General features: G+C 67.4%; 22 protein-coding genes. 12 read left to right on the forward strand and 10 right to left on the reverse strand.

The window, feature by feature from the left end; all coding sequences use genetic code 11:
* Positions 1-58 precede the first annotated feature (58 nt).
* Positions 59-916, forward strand: a complete 858-nt coding sequence (locus ACLBYD_RS20360) for an oxygenase MpaB family protein (protein WP_447817864.1) — start codon at positions 59-61, stop codon at positions 914-916.
* Between the two features lie 66 nt (positions 917-982).
* Here ACLBYD_RS20360 and ACLBYD_RS20365 read toward each other — a convergent pair whose 3' ends face one another.
* From ACLBYD_RS20365 to ACLBYD_RS20375, 3 genes are read right to left on the reverse strand one after another with little or no spacing between them, the layout of a single operon-like run.
* Positions 983-1459 carry a DUF4334 domain-containing protein gene (locus ACLBYD_RS20365; protein WP_060653904.1) on the reverse strand — a complete coding sequence of 159 codons (477 nt, stop codon included), beginning with the start codon at positions 1457-1459 and terminating at the stop codon, positions 983-985.
* Positions 1456-2580 (reverse strand): NAD(P)-dependent alcohol dehydrogenase, encoded by a 1125-nt coding sequence (locus ACLBYD_RS20370; RefSeq protein ID WP_447817865.1) that lies wholly within the window; start codon positions 2578-2580, stop codon positions 1456-1458. Before ACLBYD_RS20370 ends, ACLBYD_RS20365 begins: the two co-directional genes overlap by 4 nt.
* Positions 2577-3854: a TetR/AcrR family transcriptional regulator gene (locus ACLBYD_RS20375; RefSeq protein ID WP_064256698.1), complete on the reverse strand. Its 1278-nt coding sequence runs from the start codon at positions 3852-3854 to the stop codon at positions 2577-2579. Before ACLBYD_RS20375 ends, ACLBYD_RS20370 begins: the two co-directional genes overlap by 4 nt.
* Before the next feature lie 254 nt (positions 3855-4108).
* Here ACLBYD_RS20375 and ACLBYD_RS20380 point away from each other — a divergent pair, with 254 nt between their 5' ends.
* The 4 genes from ACLBYD_RS20380 (at position 4109) to ACLBYD_RS20395 (ending at position 8489) form a co-directional block, all read left to right on the forward strand.
* Positions 4109-5098 carry an NAD(P)H-dependent flavin oxidoreductase gene (locus ACLBYD_RS20380; RefSeq protein ID WP_120281189.1) on the forward strand — a complete coding sequence of 330 codons (990 nt, stop codon included), beginning with the start codon at positions 4109-4111 and terminating at the stop codon, positions 5096-5098.
* Entirely contained in the window at positions 5095-5874 is a 780-nt protein-coding gene (locus ACLBYD_RS20385) for an enoyl-CoA hydratase (RefSeq protein WP_447817866.1), read from the forward strand. Before ACLBYD_RS20380 ends, ACLBYD_RS20385 begins: the two co-directional genes overlap by 4 nt.
* 309 nt (positions 5875-6183) lie before the next feature.
* Positions 6184-7782 carry a fatty-acid--CoA ligase FadD5 gene (gene fadD5, locus ACLBYD_RS20390; protein WP_447817867.1) on the forward strand — a complete coding sequence of 533 codons (1599 nt, stop codon included), beginning with the start codon at positions 6184-6186 and terminating at the stop codon, positions 7780-7782.
* 161 nt (positions 7783-7943) lie between these two features.
* Positions 7944-8489, forward strand: a complete 546-nt coding sequence (locus ACLBYD_RS20395) for a hypothetical protein (protein WP_447817868.1) — start codon at positions 7944-7946, stop codon at positions 8487-8489.
* Between the two features lie 47 nt (positions 8490-8536).
* Here the strand turns inward: ACLBYD_RS20395 and ACLBYD_RS20400 are convergent, their stop codons facing one another.
* Together ACLBYD_RS20400 and ACLBYD_RS20405 are read right to left on the reverse strand one after the other, a co-directional pair.
* The gene (locus tag ACLBYD_RS20400; RefSeq protein ID WP_016693192.1) at positions 8537-9685 is read right to left on the reverse strand and encodes a hypothetical protein; all 1149 of its coding nucleotides are present in this window, start codon (positions 9683-9685) and stop codon (positions 8537-8539) included.
* Entirely contained in the window at positions 9685-10620 is a 936-nt protein-coding gene (locus ACLBYD_RS20405; RefSeq protein WP_447817869.1) for a metal-dependent hydrolase, read from the reverse strand. The genes ACLBYD_RS20400 and ACLBYD_RS20405 overlap by 1 nt, the downstream gene beginning before the upstream one ends.
* 233 nt (positions 10621-10853) lie before the next feature.
* On the opposite strand from ACLBYD_RS20405, the gene ACLBYD_RS20410 reads away from it, so the two are divergent.
* From ACLBYD_RS20410 to ACLBYD_RS20420, 3 genes are all read left to right on the forward strand, one after another.
* Positions 10854-11513 carry a TetR/AcrR family transcriptional regulator gene (locus tag ACLBYD_RS20410; protein WP_024102792.1) on the forward strand — a complete coding sequence of 220 codons (660 nt, stop codon included), beginning with the start codon at positions 10854-10856 and terminating at the stop codon, positions 11511-11513.
* Positions 11510-11980, forward strand: coding sequence for a rhodanese-like domain-containing protein (locus tag ACLBYD_RS20415; RefSeq protein WP_041803537.1), 471 nt, complete (start codon positions 11510-11512; stop codon positions 11978-11980). Before ACLBYD_RS20410 ends, ACLBYD_RS20415 begins: the two co-directional genes overlap by 4 nt.
* A gap of 239 nt (positions 11981-12219) precedes the next feature.
* Complete coding sequence (locus tag ACLBYD_RS20420) at positions 12220-13062, forward strand: alpha/beta fold hydrolase (RefSeq protein ID WP_447817870.1); 843 nt, start codon at positions 12220-12222, stop codon at positions 13060-13062.
* 4 nt (positions 13063-13066) lie between these two features.
* Here the strand turns inward: ACLBYD_RS20420 and ACLBYD_RS20425 are convergent, their stop codons facing one another.
* Genes ACLBYD_RS20425 through ACLBYD_RS20435 form a run of 3 tightly spaced genes read right to left on the reverse strand, consistent with a single transcriptional unit; the run spans position 13067 to position 15955 of the window.
* Entirely contained in the window at positions 13067-13777 is a 711-nt protein-coding gene (locus ACLBYD_RS20425) for a type 1 glutamine amidotransferase (RefSeq protein ID WP_447817871.1), read from the reverse strand.
* Positions 13770-15023 carry a Mur ligase family protein gene (locus ACLBYD_RS20430; protein ID WP_088898813.1) on the reverse strand — a complete coding sequence of 418 codons (1254 nt, stop codon included), beginning with the start codon at positions 15021-15023 and terminating at the stop codon, positions 13770-13772. Before ACLBYD_RS20430 ends, ACLBYD_RS20425 begins: the two co-directional genes overlap by 8 nt.
* A complete protein-coding gene (locus ACLBYD_RS20435) occupies positions 14918-15955 on the reverse strand; it encodes an EamA family transporter (RefSeq protein ID WP_447817872.1) in 1038 nt (345 codons plus the stop codon). The genes ACLBYD_RS20430 and ACLBYD_RS20435 overlap by 106 nt, the downstream gene beginning before the upstream one ends.
* Before the next feature lie 72 nt (positions 15956-16027).
* Here ACLBYD_RS20435 and ACLBYD_RS20440 point away from each other — a divergent pair, with 72 nt between their 5' ends.
* On the forward strand, positions 16028-16924 hold the full coding sequence (locus tag ACLBYD_RS20440) for a LysR family transcriptional regulator (protein ID WP_447817873.1): 897 nt from the start codon (positions 16028-16030) through the stop codon (positions 16922-16924).
* 22 nt (positions 16925-16946) lie between these two features.
* On the opposite strand, the gene ACLBYD_RS20445 is transcribed toward ACLBYD_RS20440, so the two are convergent.
* Positions 16947-17321 (reverse strand): SHOCT domain-containing protein, encoded by a 375-nt coding sequence (locus tag ACLBYD_RS20445; protein ID WP_006552449.1) that lies wholly within the window; start codon positions 17319-17321, stop codon positions 16947-16949.
* Positions 17322-17554: 233 nt separating this feature from the next.
* Positions 17555-19366, reverse strand: a complete 1812-nt coding sequence (gene leuA, locus ACLBYD_RS20450; RefSeq protein ID WP_447817874.1) for a 2-isopropylmalate synthase — start codon at positions 19364-19366, stop codon at positions 17555-17557.
* Positions 19367-19758: 392 nt separating this feature from the next.
* On the opposite strand from leuA, the gene ACLBYD_RS20455 reads away from it, so the two are divergent.
* The 3 genes from ACLBYD_RS20455 to ACLBYD_RS20465 all read left to right on the forward strand — a co-directional run bounded on the left by ACLBYD_RS20455 (position 19759) and on the right by ACLBYD_RS20465 (position 22796).
* Positions 19759-20388 (forward strand): DUF4185 domain-containing protein, encoded by a 630-nt coding sequence (locus tag ACLBYD_RS20455; RefSeq protein ID WP_447817881.1) that lies wholly within the window; start codon positions 19759-19761, stop codon positions 20386-20388.
* 78 nt (positions 20389-20466) lie between these two features.
* Positions 20467-21732, forward strand: coding sequence for an aspartate kinase (locus ACLBYD_RS20460; protein WP_016693203.1), 1266 nt, complete (start codon positions 20467-20469; stop codon positions 21730-21732).
* A gap of 2 nt (positions 21733-21734) precedes the next feature.
* Positions 21735-22796: an aspartate-semialdehyde dehydrogenase gene (locus ACLBYD_RS20465; protein WP_071936173.1), complete on the forward strand. Its 1062-nt coding sequence runs from the start codon at positions 21735-21737 to the stop codon at positions 22794-22796.
* Positions 22797-22936 lie beyond the last annotated feature (140 nt).

The raw sequence follows: 22936 nt of genomic DNA on the forward strand, positions 1-22936 counted from the left end.
GTGTGCACAATTTGTATGACAGTGCTGCACCCGTACTTTCACCATCAGGAGACCTCCGATGACGACCCACGCCGTAGAGCGCGTCCCCGCCGTCACCACCGACGAACCGGTGGCGACCCCCGCTCCGCTTCCGGCGGGCTCGGTCGAACTGGCCGACTTCGTCGGAGAGTCGATGCTCCTGCTCGGCGCCGGCGCGACGGTCCTCCTGCAGCTGGCATCGCGCGGTGTCGGGCACGGCGTCGCCGATCACAGCACCACCCTGCAGCGGCCGCTCGACCGGTTGCGCACCACGATGACCTACGTCTACGCGGTCACGCTCGGTACTCCCGAGGAGAAGAAGCAAATCGTCCGGATGGTCAACAAGGCGCACGTCCCGGTGCGCTCGGAGACCTACAACGCCTTCGATCCCGAACTCCAGTTGTGGGTCGCCGCAACGCTGTACCGCAACGGTGTCGACATGTACCGGCGGATGTTCGGGCCTCTCACCGATGCCGACATCGAACGCATCTACCGCCAGTCCGCGGTCTACGGCACGGCCCTGCAGGTCGAGGACGACATGTGGCCGAAGACGCGGGAGGAGTTCGACAGGTACTGGGACGAGATGATCGCGACCTTCGAGGTCGACCGGAAGGTGCGTTCGTTCACCCGCGATCTCCTCACCGGCGGTGACGCCCCGCTTCCCGTTCGCGCCCTCATGCCGCTGCAGCGCTTCATGACGATCGGTCTTCTCCCGCAACGCATGCGCGACGAATTCGCGCTGCCGTGGAGCCCGCGCGACCAGCGGCGCTTCGACCTGTTCTGGAAGGTGGTCCCGCCGATCTACCGCGCGGTGCCCAGGCCGATCCGACAGCTGTCGGCCACCTACTACCTCAACGACATGCGCCGCCGGATGAAGGCGCACGGACACGTCATCTGAGCTCTCCGCCGAGAACGCCGAGTGGCCGGACGCGCGTCCGGCCACTGTGCGTTTCCCGTCCGACGATCACACGGCGGTGTCGCGTTCGAGACCGAACCAGTAGTGCTCGCCGTCGTCGAACACCAGCGAGCCCTTGCCGTTCATCACCCCGACGACGGTGTCGTCGTCGACCTTCTTGAAGTGGTCGAAGACCGGCATGCCGTCGTAGACCATCGTCGCCGTCACCTCACCGCGGAAGACGATCTCCCACAGGCTCGCTTCGCCGCGTCCGGTCTTCGTGTCGGAGAACAACTCGCCGTCCTCGCCGTAGCACACGAGCGGCTGGACCTCGGACACCGACGCGAACGTCTTTCCGTACCACCGCGACTTGCCGAGCAGCGTATGGGTGCGGTGCCCGGTGTCGAAACTGAAACCCTTCCACCGGTATCCGACGAGATCGTCGATGCGTGCCGGAGCGAGATGCTCCCAGAGGGCATCGAGTTCGCGAGGATCGATCCGGTCGGTGCGGGCGCGCAGTTCCTCGAGTCGCTGGACGACGTTCATGTGTTCCCCTGGATGTCGAAGGTGAGTACGGCTTTGACGATCTCGCCGGAGGCGACAGCGGCGAGAGCGTCGTCGAGTTTCGTGAAATCGAAGGTCTGCACGAGGTCGTCGACGGGAAAGTGCCCGTCGCGCCACAGCGCGGCCAGTTCGGGAAGGAACCGGTGGGGATCGACGTCGCCCTCGATGACTCCGGTCAGGGTGCGACCGGACAACAGATGGGTCTGGTCGATCGAGACGGGATTGCGGCCGGCACGGAGCCCGAGGGTGGCGCAGACACCGGGGCTGGTCAGCGACGACAGTGCCTGCCGGATCACGGATTCGGCGCCCACGGACTCCACCGCATAGTCGGCACCACCGCCGATGAGGTGACGCAGATGGCGTCCGAGGTCGTCGTGATCGTCGGGGGAGAGGACCTCGGTGGCCCCGAGCGATCGCGCGAGCCCGTGCCGTCGCGGGTTGGGATCGACGCCGATGATGTTCTCGCACCCGGCAATCCGTGCCGCCATCACCGCGGCCGTGCCGACGGCGCCGAGACCGAAGACGACGATCGTCGACCCCTGTTCCGGGCGCAGCACTTCGAACACGGTTCCGGCGCCGGTCGCCAGGCCGCACCCGAGCGGACCCGCCAGTGCCACCGGAACATCCGCCGGTAGACGCACGGCATTGCGTTCGGTGGCCACGACGAGCGAGGAGAACGACGACTGTCCGAACCAGTTGCCGTGCACCGGTGCTCCGTCGGCGTCGCGGAGCACGGCCGTGCCGTCGCTGCGCACGCCACCGTAGTTGAGCGGGGCGAACCGCGCACAGTAGGCGTGCCGTCCCCGGGCGCAGTTGCGGCACGTGCGGCACGAGTCGAATCCGAGGACGACCCGGTCGCCGACCGCGAGACCGGTGACCGCCGAACCCACTTCCGTGACGACTCCGGCACCCTCGTGTCCCAGTACGACGGGCGTCGGGACGGGAACGCCTCCCGCGGCGGCGGTGAGGTCGGTGTGGCAGATACCGACCCCGTGGATCTCGACGAGCACTTCGTCGTCGCGTAGTTCGGGCACGGTCACCGTCTCGAGCCGCAGCGGTGCGCCGTACTCGCGGAGTACCGCCGCGGTCGCGGTGCGGGTCATCCCACCGCCTCCTGCGAACCGGTGTCGCCGAGCAGCACCGAGAGCATCAGCTGCTGCACCCTGCGCTGCCGGGAGGGGGTGGGCAGAAAGTGCACGAGGTTGCCGGTGTCGAGCACGAGGTTGAGCGCGGCATGCACGAGGAAACGGCATTCGACGGCGGGCAGCTCGGGGCGTAGCTCCCCGACCAGACGGGCCCATTCCTCGATGTTGAGCCGCTGGATGTTCCGCAGGTCGCTGCGGTGGTGCGCGGGCAGGTTGCCGACCTCGGCGAAGTACACCGACATCAGTTCGCTGTTCTCGAACGACATCCGGACGTACGCCTCGGTGAGGACGTCGAGGGCCTGCGCGGAGGTCGTCGAGTCGGCGAGTGCCTCGCCGATGAGCATCGCGACGCGATCACCGGCCCGGTGGAAGGCGGCGGCGAGCAGATCGGCCTTGCTCGCGAAGTGACGGTAGACGCCGGACGCATTGATACCTGCCGCAGCACCGATCTCCTCGATGCTCACCTCGTGATAGCCCCGGGCGTCGAAGAGCAGCACGGCCTCGTGCAGGAGGACCTCGCGCTTGTTCGCCACGGACAGCCCGCCCGGCTCGGGAAGCGGTGCGGGTTCGTCGACGTCGGGCACCAGGTCGGTCGCGGCGACCGCTGTGCACGCGTCGAGCAGCAGCTGCTGCAGGCGCCGGTTGGACAGCGGGACGCGGTGGGTGGTGATGGAGCCGATGACGCTGAGCATCGCGCTGCTGAGCAGCACGTAGTCGTCGTCGGTGAGATCGGGCCTCAGCCGCGCGACCGTGCGGGCGAGATGGCGGTTGAGTGCCCGCATCTTCGAGCGGATCTCGCTGTGGTCCTCACCCGTGAGGTAGCGGCGTTCCCAGCGGTACAACCCGCCCGTCCGGCGGTTCTCGATCGTGGTGCGGATGAGTGCGAGGAGTTTGCGTTCGAGCTCCTCGGCGGCGTCGAGTCCGGTGCCGTTCGTTCCGCTCTGCTCGTCGAACTCCGCGAGGGCGGCGCCGAGAGCGTCGGCGAGGGTGACCACGGCGTGGTGGAACAGGGCGTACTTGTTCGGGAAGTGCCGGTACAGGGCGGGACCGGAGATGCCGACGGCAGTGGCGATCTCGTCGATGCTCACGCCGTGGTAGCCGCGTTCGCTGAACGCTTCGGCCGCGACCGTGGCGATCTGTGCCTTACGGTTCTTCGGCCGGCGCCGCACGGTGGGGGTCGGGGTGCCGGTCTTCGCGGCTGTGCGTGCCCCGACCTGCGCTTGTTCGGGCACCCTGCCTCCTCGTCGTGGATCCTGTTTCCGGCCGCGATGTCGCGGTGAATGTTCGTCGTCCTCAAAGGTAACAGTCGCACCCCCTGCGGAGAAACACTTCTTTCGGGTAAGAATCGCCAAAACTGCAGGACAGAACGTATTGACAAACCAGCACCCAGACCGCAAAGTTAACACCAATTCTTCAGCTGCGTCACCGCTGGGTGCATACGGAACCGTCACGACAGCGGCACTTTTCGAAGGACCGAGGAGGACTCGTGAGAACCCGATTCACCGAGATTTTCGGGGTGGAGCATCCCATCGTCCAGGGCGGCATGATGTGGGTCGGCCGCGCCGAACTCGTGGCCGCCGTGGCGGAGGCGGGGGCGCTCGGCTTCATCACCGCACTGACCCAGCCCACCCCGGAGGATCTCGTCCGCGAGATCGAACGGACGCGCGAACTCACCGACAAGCCGTTCGGCGTCAACCTCACGATCCTGCCGTCGATCAATCCGCCGCCGTACGCCGAGTACCGCCAGGCGATCATCGACTCGGGCGTGAAGATCGTCGAGACCGCCGGCTTCAACCCGGCCGACCACCTGCCGCACTTCAAGGACGCCGGCATCAAGGTGATCCACAAGTGCACGAGCGTGCGGCACGCGGTCAAGGCCGAGCGCATCGGCGTGGACGCCGTGAGCATCGACGGCTTCGAGTGCGCCGGGCACCCGGGTGAGGACGACGTCCCGGGCCTGATCCTCATCCCCGCCGCGACGAGCAAGCTCGGCATCCCCGTCATCGCGTCGGGCGGCATCGCCGATTCCCGTGGGCTCGTGGCGGCGCTGGCGCTCGGCGCCGACGGTGTCAACATGGGCACCCGCTTCATGTGCACGGTCGAATCGCCCGTGGCCCACGAAGTCAAGGAGCAGATCGTCCGTAACACCGAACTCGACACGAAGCTCATCTTCCGCACGCTGCGCAACACCGCTCGTGTCGCCACCAACGCGGTGAGCGAAGAGGTCGTCGAGATCGAATCGCGCGGAGCCGAATTCGGCGATATCGCCCACCTGGTCGCCGGAGCGCGCGGCCGCAAGGTCTTCGAGGACGGAGACCTCGACGCCGGCATCTGGACGGCCGGGCAGAGCCAGGGACTCATCCACGACATCCCCACCGTCGGCGAACTGGTCGACCGCATGGTCACCGAGGCGGAGGCCATCATCACGGGCCGCCTGAACGACATCGCCGGTGCCGACCGGGCGGTGCGCGCATGACCTCGACCACCACCGAGAGCCTGCGGTCCGAACTCGCCGACGGCATCCTGAGACTGACCATCACGCGTCCGCGCCGGATGAACGCGATCGACCTGACCACGATGAAGACGCTGAGCGACGCGGTGAAGGCGGCCGGCGACGACGAACGCGTCCGTACGATCGTCGTCACCGGTGAGGGATCGGCGTTCTGCACGGGTGCGGATCTGGCTGCGGGAGCAGCTGATCCGCAGGACCCCGGTGTCGTCATGGACACCGCCAACGAACTGGTCCGGACGATCGCATCCGTCCCCGTACCCGTCATCGCGGCGGTCAACGGTCCCGCGGCGGGCGTCGGTGTCTCGATCGCCCTCGCGGCCGATCTCACCTACTCGGCCGAGAGCGCGTACTTCCTGCTCGCCTTCGTCAACATCGGACTGATGCCCGACGGCGGCGCGAGCCTGCTGGTTCCCGCCGCGATCGGGCGGGCCCGGGCCGCCGAGATGGCACTGCTCGGCGAACGGGTGTCCGCGCAGGACGCCGACCGGTTCGGGCTCGTCGCCCGCACCCTGCCCGACTCCGAACTCACCGCGCACGTCGACGCCGTCGCCTCGCGGACCGCATCGGGACCGCGACGTGCCCTGGAACTGACGAAGCGTGCCCTCAACGCCTCGACGCTCGGCGAACTCGACGCGGCGCTCGCGCGGGAGAAGGACGGTCAGGTCGAGCTCCTCGGCTCAGCCGACTTCGCGGAGGGTGCCATGGCGATGCTGGAGAAGCGTCCCGCCCGCTTCGCCTGACCGGACGATCCTTCCCGGGGCATGGTTCTCGGAGGATCGACAAGGAACTTCCCGGACGGGAGCAGGGACCGACGTGCTCGTCGGAACACCCGCTCCCGTCCGGTGAACCCAACGCTCGACCAGTATTTTCTGCCTCTTTCACCCGTTCTTGCTCGGCGACGACGCCTGGAGCGAGTCGGTCCGCATTCACGGAATCTCCGTTAACAAAAGCTCTGGCCCAAACCGTTCCGGGCCTGTAATGTGCCTCACACATCGACGGCTCGGCACAGGCCGTGCCCGCACTCCCGCCCCGTCACGAGAGGATCATCGATGGTTCCCCCCTCTGTCGTTTCCGAAGCGGTCGGCTCCGACGCCACCCGCTTCCGTAGCAACAACTGGAACAATCAGGTGGCGCGCCACGCCCTGATGATTCCCGATCGCACGGCCTTCCGATTCCGCGGCGAGACCATCACCTGGTCGCAGCTGGACACGCGTGTCGAGAAGCTCGCCGATGCACTCTCGCGGCGCGGCATCGGCTTCGGCGACCGCGTCATCATCCTCATGCTCAACCGTCCGGAGTACGTCGAGATCGTGCTCGCGGCCAACGCCCTCGGTGCCATCGCCGTGCCGGTGAACTTCCGCCTCACCGCACCCGAGGTCGCCTTCCTCGTGGGCGATTCCGGCGCCAAGGCGATCGTCGCGGAGGGGCCGCTCGTCCCGCTCGCCGCCGCCGCGCGTGGCCAGGCGGAGGGCATCGAACTGTCCATCACGGTCGGAGTCGAGCCGGAAGGCGACTCGCTCTCCTACGAGGCACTCGTCGCCGAAGAGGGCGAACCCCACCCGCCGGTGGAGATCCCGAACGACACGCCCGCGCTCATCATGTACACCTCGGGCACGACGGGCCGGCCCAAGGGCGCCGTGCTCACCCACTCCAATCTCGAAGCGCAGTCGCTCACCTGCATCCGGGCCTTCCGCCTGTTCGACGAATCGGGCATCGGTTTCTGCGCGTCGCCGATGTTCCACATCGCGGCCCTCGGCTCGATCGCGCCGAGCCTGATGCTCGGCACGCCCACCGTCATCCACCCGGTCGGCGCCTTCGACCCGGAGGAACTGCTCGACGTGCTCGAGGCCGAGAACGTCACCAGCCTGTTCCTCGTGCCGGTGCAGTGGCAGGCGATGTGCGCCGCGCAGCAGGCCGAGCCGCGGAAGTTGAAGCTGCGCAACATCTCCTGGGGTGCGGCACCGAGCTCCGACACGATCCTGCGGGCCATGGCGGAGACCTTCCCCGACGCCTTCAACGTGGCGGTCTTCGGCCAGACCGAGATGTCGCCCATCACCTGCGTGCTCGACGGCGACGACGCCATCCGCAAGCTCGGCTCCGTGGGCCGGGTCATCCCCACAATCCAGGCGCGTGTGGTCGACGACGAGATGAACGACGTCGCTCCCGGTGAGGTCGGCGAGATCGTCTACCGCGGTCCCACCATGATGCGCGAGTACTGGAACAACCCCACCGCTACCAGCGAGGCGTTCTACGGCGGATGGTTCCATTCCGGCGACCTCGTGCGCGTCGACGAGGAGGGCTTCGTCTACGTCGTCGACCGCAAGAAGGACATGATCATCTCGGGCGGCGAGAACATCTACTGCGCCGAGGTGGAGAACGTCCTGTTCGGGCACCCCAAGGTGCTCGAGGCCGCGGTCATCGGTCGCCCCGACGCGAAGTGGGGCGAGGTGCCCGTCGCCGTCGTCGCGCTGAAGCCCGGCAACGACGACCTCACCCTCGACGAGCTCCAGCCGTACCTGAACGAGCACCTCGCGCGGTACAAGCACCCCAAGGAGGTCGTGATCGTCGACGCCCTGCCGCGCAACGCGAGCGGCAAGGTCGTCAAGGGTGAGCTCCGCGGCGGTCTCCCCGCCGTCACCCAGGGCTGATCCCCGGCGCACTCCTCGTACGAACGAACGGGGACCGGACCACTACGGTCCGTGTCCTCGTTCGTCGTCGTTCGGCGGTGGATCGGTGAGGTCGCGTCGGTCGGATCGTGTCGAGGGGAAACGTCGAACTACTGGCAGAAGCTGCGGGAAGGACCGGACGGATGACACCATCCGATGCTGCGACCGAGAAGTACACCGAGCATTCCGATTCGGACCTCGACACCACGGGCTCAGGGTCCGGACGGGGCAGATGGGTCACCGCCGCGGTCGTCGTGGTGTTGCTCGCAGCCGCCGGATTCTCCGGATTCCGTTGGTGGCAGGCCGAACAGGACGCCGCGCTGCGTGACGACGCGATCGCACAGGCCCGCGAGTACGCAGTGGCCCTCGGCACCTACGACTACCGCTCGTTCGACGACAACCTCACCGCCGTGACGTCCAATGCCACCGAGGAATTCGCCTCCCGGTACGAGGAGGTGGCCGGAGATCTGCGAGAGCTCGTCGCGAACGGGGAGGGCACGTCGGCGGCGCGCGCCGAGCATGCCGGTCTCGAGAGCTTCGACGGCGATGTCGCCACGGTGCTGGTCTTCCTCGATCAGGACGTGAAGAACGTCGTCGTACCGGAGGGACGCACCGACGCGACCCGCTTCGTCATCACGTTGAAGCGGGTCGACGACCGGTGGTTGCTCGACGGAGCCGACGCACGGTAGCGCGGGCCGGCTCCGCCGTAGCGGAACATCGAGCGTGCCGGGAGCGGTCAGGCCTCGGTGAGCGTCTTCGATGCCGTGTCGTCCGGACTCGTATCGGCTTCGCGCGGAACGGTGAAGGTCGCAGCGACACAGGCGATCGCGACGACGAAGCACGCCACGGTGTACCACAGGCTTCCGATCGGGTCGCCTGCCTCGGTGACCCCGTCGACGGCGGAGAACCAGTCGGGCAGAGCGCTGATCCACAGCACGGCCATCACGGCGAGATAGGCGACGGCGTACCAGCGGACGAGGTCGTTCGAATAGGGCCGATCGGTGGGTGTGTTCCGCAGCCGGGACCACTGGCGCGAGAGCACGTAGATCGCCACGATCGACAGGATCATGAGTTCGGCCGCGTAGATCGTCGCCCGAACCGTCGTGCTGCCCATGCCGATCACGGTCGCCGGCGCAGGGAGGATCACCACACCCACGGACGCGAGAAGCCCGACGGTGATCGTGCGCCAGGTCAGTTCGAGCCCGCCGAAGGTGCGACCGGCGTCGATGTGCCGGCCGACGAAGAACTGCGCGCAGAATGCCAGCGACATCGGCCACAGGGCAGCGAAGACCACGACGCTCGGGAGCGGAACGGAGTCGAAGAAGGGCTGGTTGATCGGGTTGTCGAGCGACCACTCCCACCACCGCAGCTGCGGTCCGAGGTGATCGAAGATCTCGTAGAAGGCGTGGTGGACGAAGCCCACGCAGACGGCGCCGACGACGGTGCCGTACTGCCGGAACACCCCGAGCATCCGAACGATTTCGAACGCGATCGTCGCCATCATCGGGTAGATCGCGATGATGTACAGCGGCAGGCGTCCCCACATGAACTCGACGGTGAACACGTTGTGCGCGAACATCGTGTCGAGGTAGTCCTCCACGCCGAAGGCGTCGGGGAAGTACAGCAGCGGCTCGATGATGAACAGGAACGCGAGCGTACCGAGCCAGACGACGAGGTTCGTGGCGTCACCGGTGCGCCGCAGCCGGACGATCGCGTACACGAGCATCAGCACCGCCCCGAGCACGATGGTCACCTCCAGGACGGGCAGCGTCCAGTTCTCCAGCGCGAACGGGCTGCGCAGTTCGAAGATCCCCCCTGCTTCGTCACACGAGAATCCGAGGCGGGTCGAGAGGTCCTCGAAGGTGGGCGAACACAGGTCCGACATCAGTTGTTCCTCCCGCCCACGGTTTCCGCCGTGTACCAGAGCGAGACGTCGTAGCCTTCGTCGAATCGACGGAACCACACGTCGGCGAGCGCCGGCAGCTTCTCGTGGTCGGGATTGTGCTTGGGCATCTGGCTGCGGACGATGCCCACCAGCGCGACGAGCTGTTCGCCGAGCGGCAGGACGTCGAAGGCACGCGGCATCGGGCCGTGATCCTGGTACCGCAGGAACGGCAACCGGCGCCGCAGGTTCTGCTTACGGCGGTGCGACGCGAACATCGACATCGCGTCGATCTTCCGTTCCTCCAGCGGCACATGCTTGTTGAAGCCCTCGCACGCGATGGCGATGACGTCGAGCACGTGCTTGAACACCGAGGGGGCCTGCCGCATGCGGTACAGATCGCTGCCGACCACCGCGTCGAAGATGATGAGCGCCGAACTGCGGTGTTCGACCTCCTCGACGAAATGCCAGATGAACAACGACGCGACCCGGTCGTCGCCGGGACGGAAGAGCGCCGCGTCGTTGTCGAGCATGAGCTTGAAGACCGGAGTGAAGGTCGCCTCGAGGTCCGCGGTGTACGCGAGTCGGTATTCGGCGGAGGTCTCGGCGGTGAGCTTGTCGAAGGCGCCGATGACGTCGTCGAGCGTCTCCTGCAGTCCCGGATAGCTCTTGATCAGACCCTTCACGTGCTGCCGGTGGGCGGTGGAGTGCTGCCCCTCCTGGTACATGAAGGCGTTGGCCTCTTCGAGGACCTCGGGATCGGTGATGAGCGGGGTGATCTCGCGGATCATGTTCACGATCATCTTCTCGAAACCGATCGCGAGGAACGAGACGGCGTTGGCCATGCTCGAGAAGGCCGGGTTCTCCTCGTTCCACAGGAACGGCACGTCGTAATCCGCGAATGCGAAGCGCATCTTGCGGACCTGCAGGTTCGTCATGGGGCGGTACCTCGTCTCGTCGACACCGGGCTGGTTGTGGACCTGGTTGGGACACGGTTGGGGAGGACCTCGGAAGAGCCGGGAGGCCCCGATCGGCGTGACCATACACGAAATGCGTCATGTGTATGATAGGAGTCCCATCCGCTCACGGGAGCCCGTTTCGGACCACATCCACCGAGGTCGGCCGTGTTACCGTCGGGCCTTCTCCAGGCGACGGTTCGAGGAAGCGCGAAGTGGCACGTAGACGTGGGTGGGGTGGGAGTCCTCCCGCCAGCGACGAAGAGGCGTCGCAGCGGATCGTTGCCGCTGCCGTCGACCTGATCGACCGGACCGGCGCGGAGATCAGCATCGCCGACGTCGCCCAGTCCCTCGGCGTGATCCGCCAGACGGTCTACCGCTACTTCCCGAGCGCCGACGCCCTCATGCGCGCGGCCGCCATCGCATCGGTCGAAGGATTTCTGGAACGACTGACCCGGCAGGTCGCGGGCCTCGACGATCCGGTCGAGGCCATGACCGAAGGCGTGGTCTACACGCTCGCGGAGGTGCGTCGCACCCCGCACCTCGGCATCCTGCTGTCGAGCACCTACTCGAACCCGCATCCCGAGGAGATCGCCTCGGAGGAGGCGTGGATGTTCGGCATGGCGATGATCAAGCGTTTCGACGTCGACTGGGAGAAACACGGCTACGACGACGACTCCCTCGCAGAGTTGGTCGAATACGTGCTGCGCACGATGCAGTCGTTCTTCGTCTCACCGGGAACGCCGCCACGCTCCGACGACGATCTGCGCCGCTACCTGCGGCGATGGATGGGGACGGCGATCCTCGCCCAGCGCGGGTGGGATCCCGACAACCCCGCGGAGGGTGACCGCTCTCCCGTAGAGTCCGGTTCGTGACGAGCGACGAGCAGCAGATCAGGCGTGCCGATCGCACACGCGACGGCGACCCGCAGAACATTCCCCGCCCGGCGGAGGGTGAAGCCGACCGCATGGTGGTGGAGACGACCTGGGGTGAGGTGCAGCCACTGCAGGTGGCCGCGGGCGTGGCGACCGTCGGTGAACTCGAGGTGATCGAACTGCTCGACCGGGGCGCTGCGCTCGTGGACACGCGGGTGCCCGATTCCCGGAGCGGCGTGAGCCTCCCCGGTGCCGTGAACATCCCGCACGACGACATCGTCGAGAGGAAGGGCGAGCTCGACACCGCCCGGACGACGATCGTCTTCTGCAACGGTCCCCAGTGCCCTCAGTCGCCCGATGCGATCCGGAAGCTGATCGATGCCGGATATCCCGCGTCCGCGCTCGCCTACTACCGCGGGGGCCTGCACGACTGGGCGACTCTGGGATTCCCCCTCGCCTCGGTCTGAACCGGGTCGCGGAAAAGACTTGCGTTCGCACTGTGACGTAGCTAACATCGAAGGTGCGAATCGAGCTTATAAGACGTCCGCGGACGACAGAGAGAAGCTCGTGAAGCAGAGATCCGGCCCGGAGAACGCGTAAAGCGAATCACCGGGCCGAACCCCTGTTCAAGGGAGGATTCGCGGTCGAATCCCGGGTCGGTGCCGATCGCCGCGACCGCCACGGGGGCTTTCGAAGGGGGACTCGGGTGGGGGAGCGCATCACGACCGTCGAGAGGGACGGACTCCGGTTCGACATCCGCGACGACGGGCCGATCGACGGCGAACCCATCGTTCTTCTGCACGGCTTTCCGCAGGACTCCCGATCCTGGGAGGCGGTCGCGCCTCACCTGCACGCCGCGGGGTATCGCACCTTCGCCCCGGATCAGCGCGGCTACTCGCCCGGCGCGCGGCCTCGTCGTCGTCGGGACTACCGCCTACGGCACCTCGTGGACGACGCCGTTGCGCTCATCGACGTGGTGCCGGGCAAGAATGTGCACGTCGTCGGGCACGACTGGGGAGCGGTCGTCGCGTGGGGTCTGGCCACCCGACGTGCCGAACTGGTCCGGACCGTGACAGCGGTGTCCGTCCCACATCCCGCTGCCTTCCTGCGTGCCTTCGGCACGAGTCTGCAGCTGCTGCGTTCGTGGTACATGCTCGCTTTCCAGGTCCCGTGGATCCCGGAAATCCTGCTGAGCAACGAAGCCATCGGTCGCTCGGTGCTCCGGCGGACGGGGCAACCCGCCGAGGCAGCGGAGCGGGACTCCGCGCGCATGGCCGATCCGGACGCCGTCCGCGGCGGTGTCAACTGGTATCGAGCCGTGCCCTTCGTGGATCCGAGAGCGACTCTCGAACCCGTTCGCGTGCCCACGCTCATGGTGTGGAGCGACGGCGACGTCGCCATCGCGCCGGCCGGGGTCGACGCGACCGCCCGCTACGTCAGTGGGCCGTACCGACGGGAAACGCTCGTCGGCACGAGCCACTGGATTCCCGACGAGGAGCCGGAGAAGCTCGCGCGGCTGGTCCTCGAACACATCGCCGCGCACGGTTGATCACTCAGGCGCGCAACCGTTCCTGCCGCAGCAGATCGACCTCGGGCAGATCCAGCGGCGGCAGCGAGTCGACTCCCAGAGCGCGCATCAGGAGATGATCGGCGAGCTCGGGATTGCGGGCGAGCACGGGACCGTGCAGATAGGTGCCGATCACCGAACCCTGCACGGCGCCTTCGAGTCCGTCGCCCACCCCGTTGCCGACACCGCGGTCGACGCGGCCGAGCCCGGTGGCGTCGGCTCCGAGAGTCGTTCCACCACGGTGGTTCTCGAAGCCGGTCAGTGGCTGGGTGACGCCGGACAGCGTGGGGCGGATGACGATCTCGCCGATCGCGCGGGTCTGCTGCGGCGAGGTGGTCGCGTCGAGGATGCCGACACCGTCGACGCGTTCGCCCGAGGACGTCTCGTACCAGTGGCCGAGCACCTGGATCGCGGCGCAGATGGCCAGCACGGGCGCTCCGAGTTCGGCGGCGCGCTGGAGTCCCGGATAGCGCTGCAGGTGCCGCGTGGCCAGTCGCTGCGCGGCGTCCTCGGCGCCACCGAGGGTGTAGAGGTCGAGGGACTCGGGGACGGGATCGTTCAGTCCGATCTCGACGATCTCGGCGTCGTGACCGCGCATCCGCAGGCGCTGGCGCAGCACCAGGGCATTGCCGCCGTCGCCGTAGGTGCCCATCACGTCGGGCAGGACGAGTCCGATGCGGACGGTCGACTCAGACATGGGCAGCTCTCCTGGCGATGGCGGTGTTGAGATCGCGGAACGCGGTGTAGTTGGCGAGCACCTCCACACGACCGGGAGGGCACGAGGCGATGGCCTTCAGCGGATCCGGCACCAGTGTGTGCTCGACACCCGCGTAGGTCAGGCGGACGGCGAGATCGGTGCCGCGTTCGCCCGCTGCTACCACCTGCACGCCTTCGAAGTGTTCGAAGCGGACGTCCCACAGCCACGAGAGGTCCTCGCCGTCGGGCACCTGACCGTTGACGGCGATCACCAGGCCGTCGACGGTCGGGTCGATCATCGACAGGGCCTCCTGCCAGCCGGCGGGGTTCTTTGCGAGCAGCATGTGCACCGAGTGCGGCCCGACCTGCACGGTCTTGTAGCGACCGGCGACCTCTTCGACGACCGAGGCGGCCGCGACGGCCTTCGCCGGATCTGCGCCGAGGGCGACGGCGGCCGCGACCGCCTGGGCAGCGTTGCCCCGGTTGGCGCGACCGGGCAGGGTCAGCTTCAGCGGGAGGACGAGGCCGTCCGGTCCGTACAGGTTCTCGTCGTCGACCCACCAGTCCGGTGTCGGCCGCGCGAAGTCGGAGCCCGTGCTGTACCAGTGGTCGCCCTCGCGGACGATCGGCTCGCCCGTGCGCGGGCAGCTCACCGAGTCGTTGGCCCAACCGGCGCCGGCGGCGACCCACACGACGTTCGGGTTGTCGTAGGCGGCGGACGTGACGAGCACGTCGTCGCAGTTCGCGACGATCACCGCGTCGGGATGCCGCTTCAGGCCCTCGCGCAGCTTCCGCTCGATCATGTTGATCTCACCGACCCGGTCGAGCTGGTCGCGGGTGAGGTTGAGCAGCACGATCGCGCGGGGCTCGAGGGCGTCGGCGACATGCGGGGTGTGCAGTTCGTCGACCTCGATCGCGGCGAGCGGCGCCCGGAGGTCGGTGGCGAGCGCGGCGACGATCCCGGCGTCCATGTTCGCGCCGTCGGCCTGCGTGACGACCGAATCGATCGTCTCGAGCGCGGCTGCGGTCATGCGGGTCGTCGTGGACTTGCCGTTCGTCCCGGTGACGAGCACGGTCTGCCGGCCGTGGCCGAGCTGCTTCATCAGTGCCGGGTCGATCTTCAGGGCGACGAGCCCTCCGATCATCGAGCCCTTACCGCGTCCGGCCTTCTGGGACGCCCACGCGGCGGCTCGGGCTGCGCGCAGTGCGAGCCGTCCACGTGCGGTGATTCCTGTGCTGGTTCCCACGTCGGCGAGTGTTCCACAGGCGTGGGAGCGTTGTGTCGCCGGAGGAGCGTCCTGCTCGTCACACTGCGGTGTCCGCCCTGGGCGGCGAGGGCTCCGACGATGACGATCACACCGCCGATCAGGGAGGACGGTGCCGGTCGCTCGCCGAGCGTGATCCACGCGACGGTGAACCCGACGACCGGCACCATGAGGGAGAGCGGCGCGACGGTCCCGGCGGGATAGCGCGACAGCAGCGAGGCGTAGATACCGGTGCCGGCGATCGTGCCCGCCAGGACGACGTAGGTGAGTCCGGCCAGCGCCAGGCCCCCGTCCACGGTGGTGACGGCGGTGCCGAGGGTGGACCAGGCATGCGGGCCCTCGGCGAACCAGGAGATCCCGAAGAAGGGGAGCACGGGCACGACGCACATCCACAGCATCAGGCGCATGGGGTCGGCGGCGCCCGCCTTGCGGGTCGCGATGTTGCCGACCGCCCACGACAGACCGGCGAGCACGGCGAGGGTCATGGGGAGCAGGCTCGCGTCCGCGGCGCCCTGCCCCACGGCGACGATCACCATGCCGGACACGGCGACGACGAGACCGGCGAGGCGGACACCGTCGAGCCGTTCGCGCAGGAACAGTGCGGCGAGCAGGACGGTGAAGGGCGCGGACGACTGCAGTACGAGCGACGCGAGGCCCGTGGGTAGACCGGCCTCCATCGCCCAGAACAGGAAGGCGAACTGGGCGAAGCCGAACCCGGCGCCGTAGAGCAGGAGCCAGCGCAGGGGAACGGCGGGTCGCGGGACGAACAGCAGGACCGGGACGGCGATGATCGCGAACCGCAGTCCGGCGAAGAAGAACGGCGGGAAGTGGTCGAGGCCCAGTCTGATCGCGAGGAAGTTGCATCCCCAGAGCACCACGACGGTGAGCGCGAGCAGACGGTCCCGGAACGACATGCCGTCAATTCTTTGCGCAGGAAACAATCAGAACAAGCGAATGTTTCTGAAGAAACTGAGTAGTTTTACTACATGGATGTCGTGCGATTGCGGATACTGCGCGAACTCGCCGACCGCGGAACCGTGGCTGCGACAGCCGCAGCGTTGTCGATGACACCGTCGGCCGTCTCGCAGCAGCTCAAGGTGCTCGCCCGGGAGGCGGGAGTACCCCTGCTCGAACCCGACGGCCGACGCCTGCGGTTCACCGATGCGGGTCGTGCGCTCGTGGTGCGCGCCGACGAGGTGCTCGACGCCCTCGACCGGGCCGCCGACGAGATGACCGCCTATGCGCGGTCGCCCCGCGGACGGGTGCGCGTGGCGTCGTTCCCCTCCGGGGCAGCGCTCCTGCTGCCGGCCGTGCTCGAGGCGGCCGGGGCGATCGGCGTCGAGTTGGACGTGAGCGACGAGGACGTCCCGGCCTCGGCCGCGCCCGCACTGCTCGCCGACTACGACGTGGTGCTCACCCACCGCGACGAGCGTTCGGCTCCGCTGTCCGGGCCGCGTGTCCACGTCGAGACGCTTATGCGCGAACCGATCGATGTCGTCCTCCCTCCCGGGCACCGGCTCGCGGCGCAGGACCGCGTGCAGGTCGACGAACTGGTGGGGGAGGGCTGGATCAGCGTGCGGGGTGGATTCCCCGTCGACGACGTGTTGCTCTCCGTCGCGGCGGTGACGGGCATCCGGGCTCGGGTTGTGCACCGCATCAACGACTTCCGTGTCATCGAGGAACTCGTCGCGGCGGGGCACGGGGTGGCCCTGCTGCCGCGGTACTCGGTTCTGCATCCGGCCTTGGTGCGCCTGCCGCTGGCCGGTGTGCGTGCGGCGCGGCTCTACGAGCTCGTCACCCGCCCGGGAGCGGCGCGACGGCCAGCCGTGGGTGCCGTGCTCGACAGCTTCCGGGCCGCAGCGGCACGGAAGCTGTCGATGTGAACGAACGGGTGGTCGCGCGGGATCAGGCGAGTGCCTTGGCCTTCAGTGCGTCGAACTCGGCCTGGTCGATGACACCCTCGTCGAGCAGCTTCTTCGCGTCGGCGATGTGCTCGGCGGGCGACTTGCCGGCGACCGAGCGGATGTAGTCGTCCTGCACGGCCTTGTACTGCGCGGCCTCCTTCGCGGAGCGCTCTGCCATTCCGGTGCCGTGGACGATCAGATAGATCAGGCCTGTGAGCCACGGGAAGACGAACAGGAAGACGATCCAGATCGCCTTGACCCAGCCGGACTGTTCGCGGTTGCGGAACAGATCCCCGATGATCATCCACAGCATGATGAGGTACGCGATGAATGCGAAGCAGACGATGATGTACCAGATGATGTCCATGAATTCCATACGCACACTCCGGGTTCGAGCAGAACGACTCTGCGGGACGAGAATTGCGGAATTCGACGGATATCACCCGTGAACGGGTTCGTTCTCGTCGAACATTCGGAACTGTATCTTTCCGGAGAGTGCGGTAATTGCCCGAAACGGTATTTGCGAGATGAATTGTCGGGGTGAAAATCCCCGAAAACGACGAATGCGGTGGACCCTCATGGGTCCACCGCATTCGGTTCGGAGACGGATCAGCGGTGCGAGCGGTTCACCGCGGAGACCATCGCGCGCAGCGACGCCGTGGTGATCGACGGGGCGATGCCCACGCCCCACACCAGGACGGTCGTGCCGTCGGGACGCGTGACGTCGGCCTCGACGTAGGCCGCGGCGTTGGCGTCGTCGCCGGCGGACATGGCGTGCTCGGCGTAACCGCGAACGGCCACCTGGTAACCCAGCGACTCGAGGGCGTCGACGAAGGCCGCCAGCGGGCCGTTGCCGCTGCCGGAGATCTCCTTTTCCACGCCGTCGACCTTCAGCACGGCGGCGATGGTGTCCTCACCGTCGTCGGTCTCGGCCGCGGTGACCTTCTGCCGGATGCGCTCGAGCGGCGAGACCGGGGCCAGGTACTCCTCGTGGAAGATGTCCCACATCTCCTTGGGGCTGACCTCGCCACCCTCACCGTCGGTGACCTTCTGCACGGCCTGCGAGAACTCGATCTGCAGGCGACGCGGCAGGTTCAGGCCGTGGTCGTGCTTCATGATGTACGCGATGCCGCCCTTGCCGGACTGCGAGTTCACGCGGATCACGGCCTCGTAGGTGCGGCCGACGTCCTTCGGGTCGATCGGCAGGTAGGGCACGGCCCAGGTGTGGTCGTCGACGTCGACACCGGCGGCTTCGGCGTCGACCTTCATCGCGTCGATGCCCTTGTTGATCGCGTCCTGGTGGCTGCCGGAGAAGGCGGTGTAGACCAGGTCGCCACCGTAGGGGTGGCGCTCGTGGACGGGCAGCTGGTTGCAGTACTCGACCGTGCGGCGGATCTCGTCGATGTTCGAGAAGTCGATCTGCGGGTCGACGCCACGGCTGAACATGTTCATGCCCAGGGTCACCAGGCAGACGTTGCCGGTGCGCTCACCGTTGCCGAAGAGGCAGCCCTCGATGCGGTCGGCACCGGCCTGGTAGCCCAGCTCGGCCGCGGCGACACCCGTGCCGCGGTCGTTGTGCGGGTGCAGCGACAGGATGATCGAGTCGCGCTTCGCCAGGTTGCGGTGCATCCACTCGATCGAGTCGGCGTAGACGTTGGGGGTGGCCATCTCGACGGTGGCCGGCAGGTTGATGATCACCGGGTTCTCGGGGGTCGCGCCCAAGGTCTCGACGACCGCGTCGCAGACATCCTTGGCGTACGACAGCTCGGTTCCGGTGTACGACTCGGGGGAGTACTCCCAGCGCCAGTTGGTGTCGGGGTGGTTCTTCGCCTCTTCGAGCACCAGCTCCGCGGCGTCGGTCGCGATCTTCTCGACGGTCTCCTTGTCGGCGCGGAACACCACGCGACGCTGCAGGATCGACGTCGAGTTGTAGAAGTGCACGATCACGTTCTGCGCCCCGGCGCACGCCTCGAAGGTGCGCTTGATCAGCTCGGGGCGGGACTGCGTCAGCACCTGGATGGTGACATCGTCGGGAATCGCGCCGTCCTCGATGATCTCGCGGACGAAATCGAAATCGGTCTGGCTCGCGGACGGGAAACCGACCTCGATCTCCTTGTAGCCCATGCGTACGAGCAGATCGAACATGCGCCGCTTACGGGCGGGGCTCATCGGGTCGATCAGCGCCTGGTTGCCGTCGCGCAGGTCCACGGCGCACCACGCCGGGGCGCGATCGATGATCTTGTCGGGCCAGGTGCGGTCGGGCAGCGAGATCGACTCGACTTCCTCGGCGAACGGCCGGTACCGGTAGGTCGGCATCGACGAGTTCTTCTGCTTGTTCCACGACGGCTGGTCGGCCGGGGCCGGCTTGCTCGGCGGCGTGATGGTGCGCGAGCCGGAGGTGAAAGCGTCGGCGGGTGACATGACGTAACTCCAAAGAGAAAAGGGGACCTGTGGGCCCAGATCGAATATCGACCGGCGCGTCGAAAACCCCGCGACGGGAAGCCGGTCTGGTCAGATCCCGCCGCGGCGGCCGAGGAGAAGCACGCGCTGCATGCCCAGCAGTGTATCGCGCCATACCCCACCTCGACCAAGTGGCACCTCCCACACGCATGCGTTCCGTGTGACCGGGCGGCGGTGATGTCGTGACCCGAGCGATACGAACGTGCCTGACAGAGCGGTACTTGCGCCCCTAGCGTTACCAAACGTAACTCCCGCAACATCAGTAACACCGGTATCACCGATATCTCCGGTAACACGACGGGTGAAGGGCGTGTCGATGGGATCGTTGCGCACGGCGGTTGCCGGATCGTGCAGTGCACTGCTCGCACTCGGACTCATGGCGGTCTCCGCCCCCGCGGCGCACGCCGAACCCTGCGACTCGGGACTCCCCGGCTCGGGAGACCTGGCAGCTCGACCCGGCGACGGCGCGGATCAACCTGCCGCTCGACGTACCCACGGTGCAGCAGCTGTCCACCGGGAACGAGAACTTCCAGCAGCACGCCTACGTCCGCCACGAGGGATACGTCTACGACTTCGGCACACCACAGGGCCGGTTCGGCGCGGCCTTCGTCTCGCGCGTCCCCGAGACCGCTCTGCTGGATCTGGCCGCCTACGAGTACTGGAGCAGTGACGGCTGGGTCCCCGGCGACGCCGCCGCGGCCACACCGGTCGTGCCACCCGCCGTCGGGGAGATGTCGGTGCAGTTCCTGGGCGGTGAGTTCGTCATGCTCTACGGTAACGAGGCGAACGGCACGATCGAGATGAGGACGTCCGCGAGACCCGAGGGGCCGTGGAGCGAGGCCCGCGTGCTGGTCACCCACCGCGAGATCGGTGGTCTCTACGCTCCGTTCATCCACCCGTGGTCCACGGATACGGACCTCTACTTCACCGCCTCGCGGTGGGGCGACTACAACGTCATCCTGTTGCGCACGACACTTTCCTGAGACGCCCCGGGTCGATGGAAGCCGCGGTCGGTAAGCTGGGCCACTGGACTTGTTCCCGAGACCCGGAGGTTGGCCAGCGTGGCACTCGTCGTCCAGAAGTACGGAGGATCCTCGGTCGCGACGGCCGAGCGGATCCGGCGCGTCGCTGAAAGGATCGTCGAGACCAAGAAGGCGGGCAACGACGTCGTGGTCGTCGTCTCGGCTATGGGAGACACGACCGACGAACTCCTCGATCTCGCACAGCAGGTGTGCCCGGCCCCGCCGGCCCGCGAGATGGACATGCTCCTCACCTCCGGTGAGCGCATCTCCAACTCCCTCGTCGCGATGGCGATCCACTCGCTCGGCGCCGAGGCCCGGTCGTTCACGGGTTCCCAGGCGGGCGTGATCACCACGGGCAGCCACGGCAAGGCGAAGATCATCGACGTCACCCCCGGCCGTGTGCGCACCGCCCTCGACGAGGGCAGCATCGTGCTGGTCGCCGGCTTCCAGGGTGTGAGCCAGGACAGCAAGGACATCACGACTCTCGGTCGTGGCGGTTCGGACACGACCGCCGTCGCACTCGCCGCCGCGCTGAACGCGGACGTCTGCGAGATCTACACCGACGTCGACGGCGTGTTCTCCGCGGACCCGCGCATCGTCAAGGACGCGCAGCGCCTCGAGAAGGTCTCCTTCGAGGAGATGCTCGAGCTCGCCGCGTGCGGCGCGAAGGTTCTCATGCTGCGGTGCGTGGAGTACGCCCGCCGCTACAACGTGCCCGTGCACGTTCGTTCGTCGTACACCACCAAGCCCGGCACCATCGTGTCCGGATCGATGGAGGACATCCCTGTGGAAGAGGCCCTGATCACCGGCGTTGCGCACGATCGCAGCGAAGCGAAGATCACCGTCGTCGGTATCCCCGACACCCCCGGTTACGCCGCCAAGGTGTTCCGCGCCGTCGCCGACGCCGAGATCAACATCGACATGGTGCTGCAGAACATCTCGAAGGTCGAGACCGGCAAGACCGACATCACCTTCACCTGCCCGAAGAGTGACGGCCCGCGCGCGGTCGAGCTCCTCACCAAGCAGCAGGGCGACATCGGCTTCACCCAGGTCCTCTTCGACGACCACATCGGCAAGGTCTCCCTCGTCGGTGCCGGCATGAAGAGCCACCCCGGCGTCACGGCCAAGTTCTGCGAGGCTCTCGCCGACGCCGGCATCAACATCGACCTGATCTCGACGTCGGAGATCCGCATCTCCGTGCTCGTGGATGACAACGAACTCGACGACGCCGTGCGCGCTCTGCACGCGGCATTCGAGCTCGGCGGCGACGAAGAGGCCGTCGTGCACGCAGGAACGGGGCGGTAATCGTGACCACCAATCAGGCGAGCGAAGCGACGGGCAAGACCATTGCAGTCGTAGGCGCCACGGGGCAGGTCGGTATCGTCATGCGCACCCTCCTCGAGGAGCGCAACTTCCCGGCCGACACGGTTCGGTTCTTCGCATCGGCCCGCTCGGCCGGCAAGAAGCTGCCGTTCCGCGGTGAGGAGATCGTGGTCGAGGACGTCGCGGCGACCTCCGACGAAGATCTGAAGGGCATCGACATCGCGCTGTTCTCGGCCGGCGGCACCCTCTCCAAGGAGCAGGCTCCGCGCTTCGCGGCCGCCGGTGCGATCGTCGTCGACAACTCGTCGGCGTGGCGCAAGGACCCCGAGGTTCCGCTCGTCGTCAGCGAGGTCAACCCGGAGCAGGTGAAGAACCCACCGAAGGGCATCATCGCCAACCCGAACTGCACCACGATGGCCGCGATGCCGGTGCTCAAGGCACTGCACGACGAGGCCGGGCTCCAGCGCCTGATCGTGTCGAGCTACCAGGCGGTCTCCGGTAGCGGCCTGGCGGGCGTCGAGGAACTCGTCGGCCAGGTGCGTGCCGTCGCCGACGAGGCCGACAAGCTCGTCCACGCGGGCGACGCCGTCGACTTCCCGGCCCCGAACAAGTACGTCGCGCCCATCGCGTTCAACGTCGTGCCGCTCGCCGGCTCGATCGTCGACGACGGAACGGGTGAGACCGACGAGGACCAGAAGCTGCGCAACGAGTCGCGCAAGATCCTCGGCCTGCCGGACCTGCTCGTGTCGGGCACGTGCGTGCGCGTTCCCGTCGTGACCGGCCACTCGCTGTCGATCAACGCCGAGTTCGAGCGGCCGCTGTCGGTCGAGCGTGCGCAGGAGCTGCTCGCGAACGCTCCGGGCGTCCGCCTCGTCGACGTGCCGACCCCGCTCGCCGCAGCGGGCGACGACGTCTCGCTCGTGGGCCGCATCCGTCAGGATCCGGGTGCTCCGGAGGGCCGCGGTCTCGCGCTCTTCGTCTCGGGCGACAATCTGCGCAAGGGTGCTGCTCTCAACACCATCCAGATCGCGGAGCTGCTCGTCTAGGCGACCTTCCGATCTGCTCGACGGAGCGGGTGGACCTCTTCGGGTCCACCCGCTCCGTCGCGTTTCGGGCCTGATCCGGTAGGCCCGAGAAATATTTACAAGCAGTCTGGACTGTTTGTTGTTTTCCCGTTACGCTGCGA

The sequence above is a fragment of the Rhodococcus sp. C26F genome (assembly GCF_053345925.1).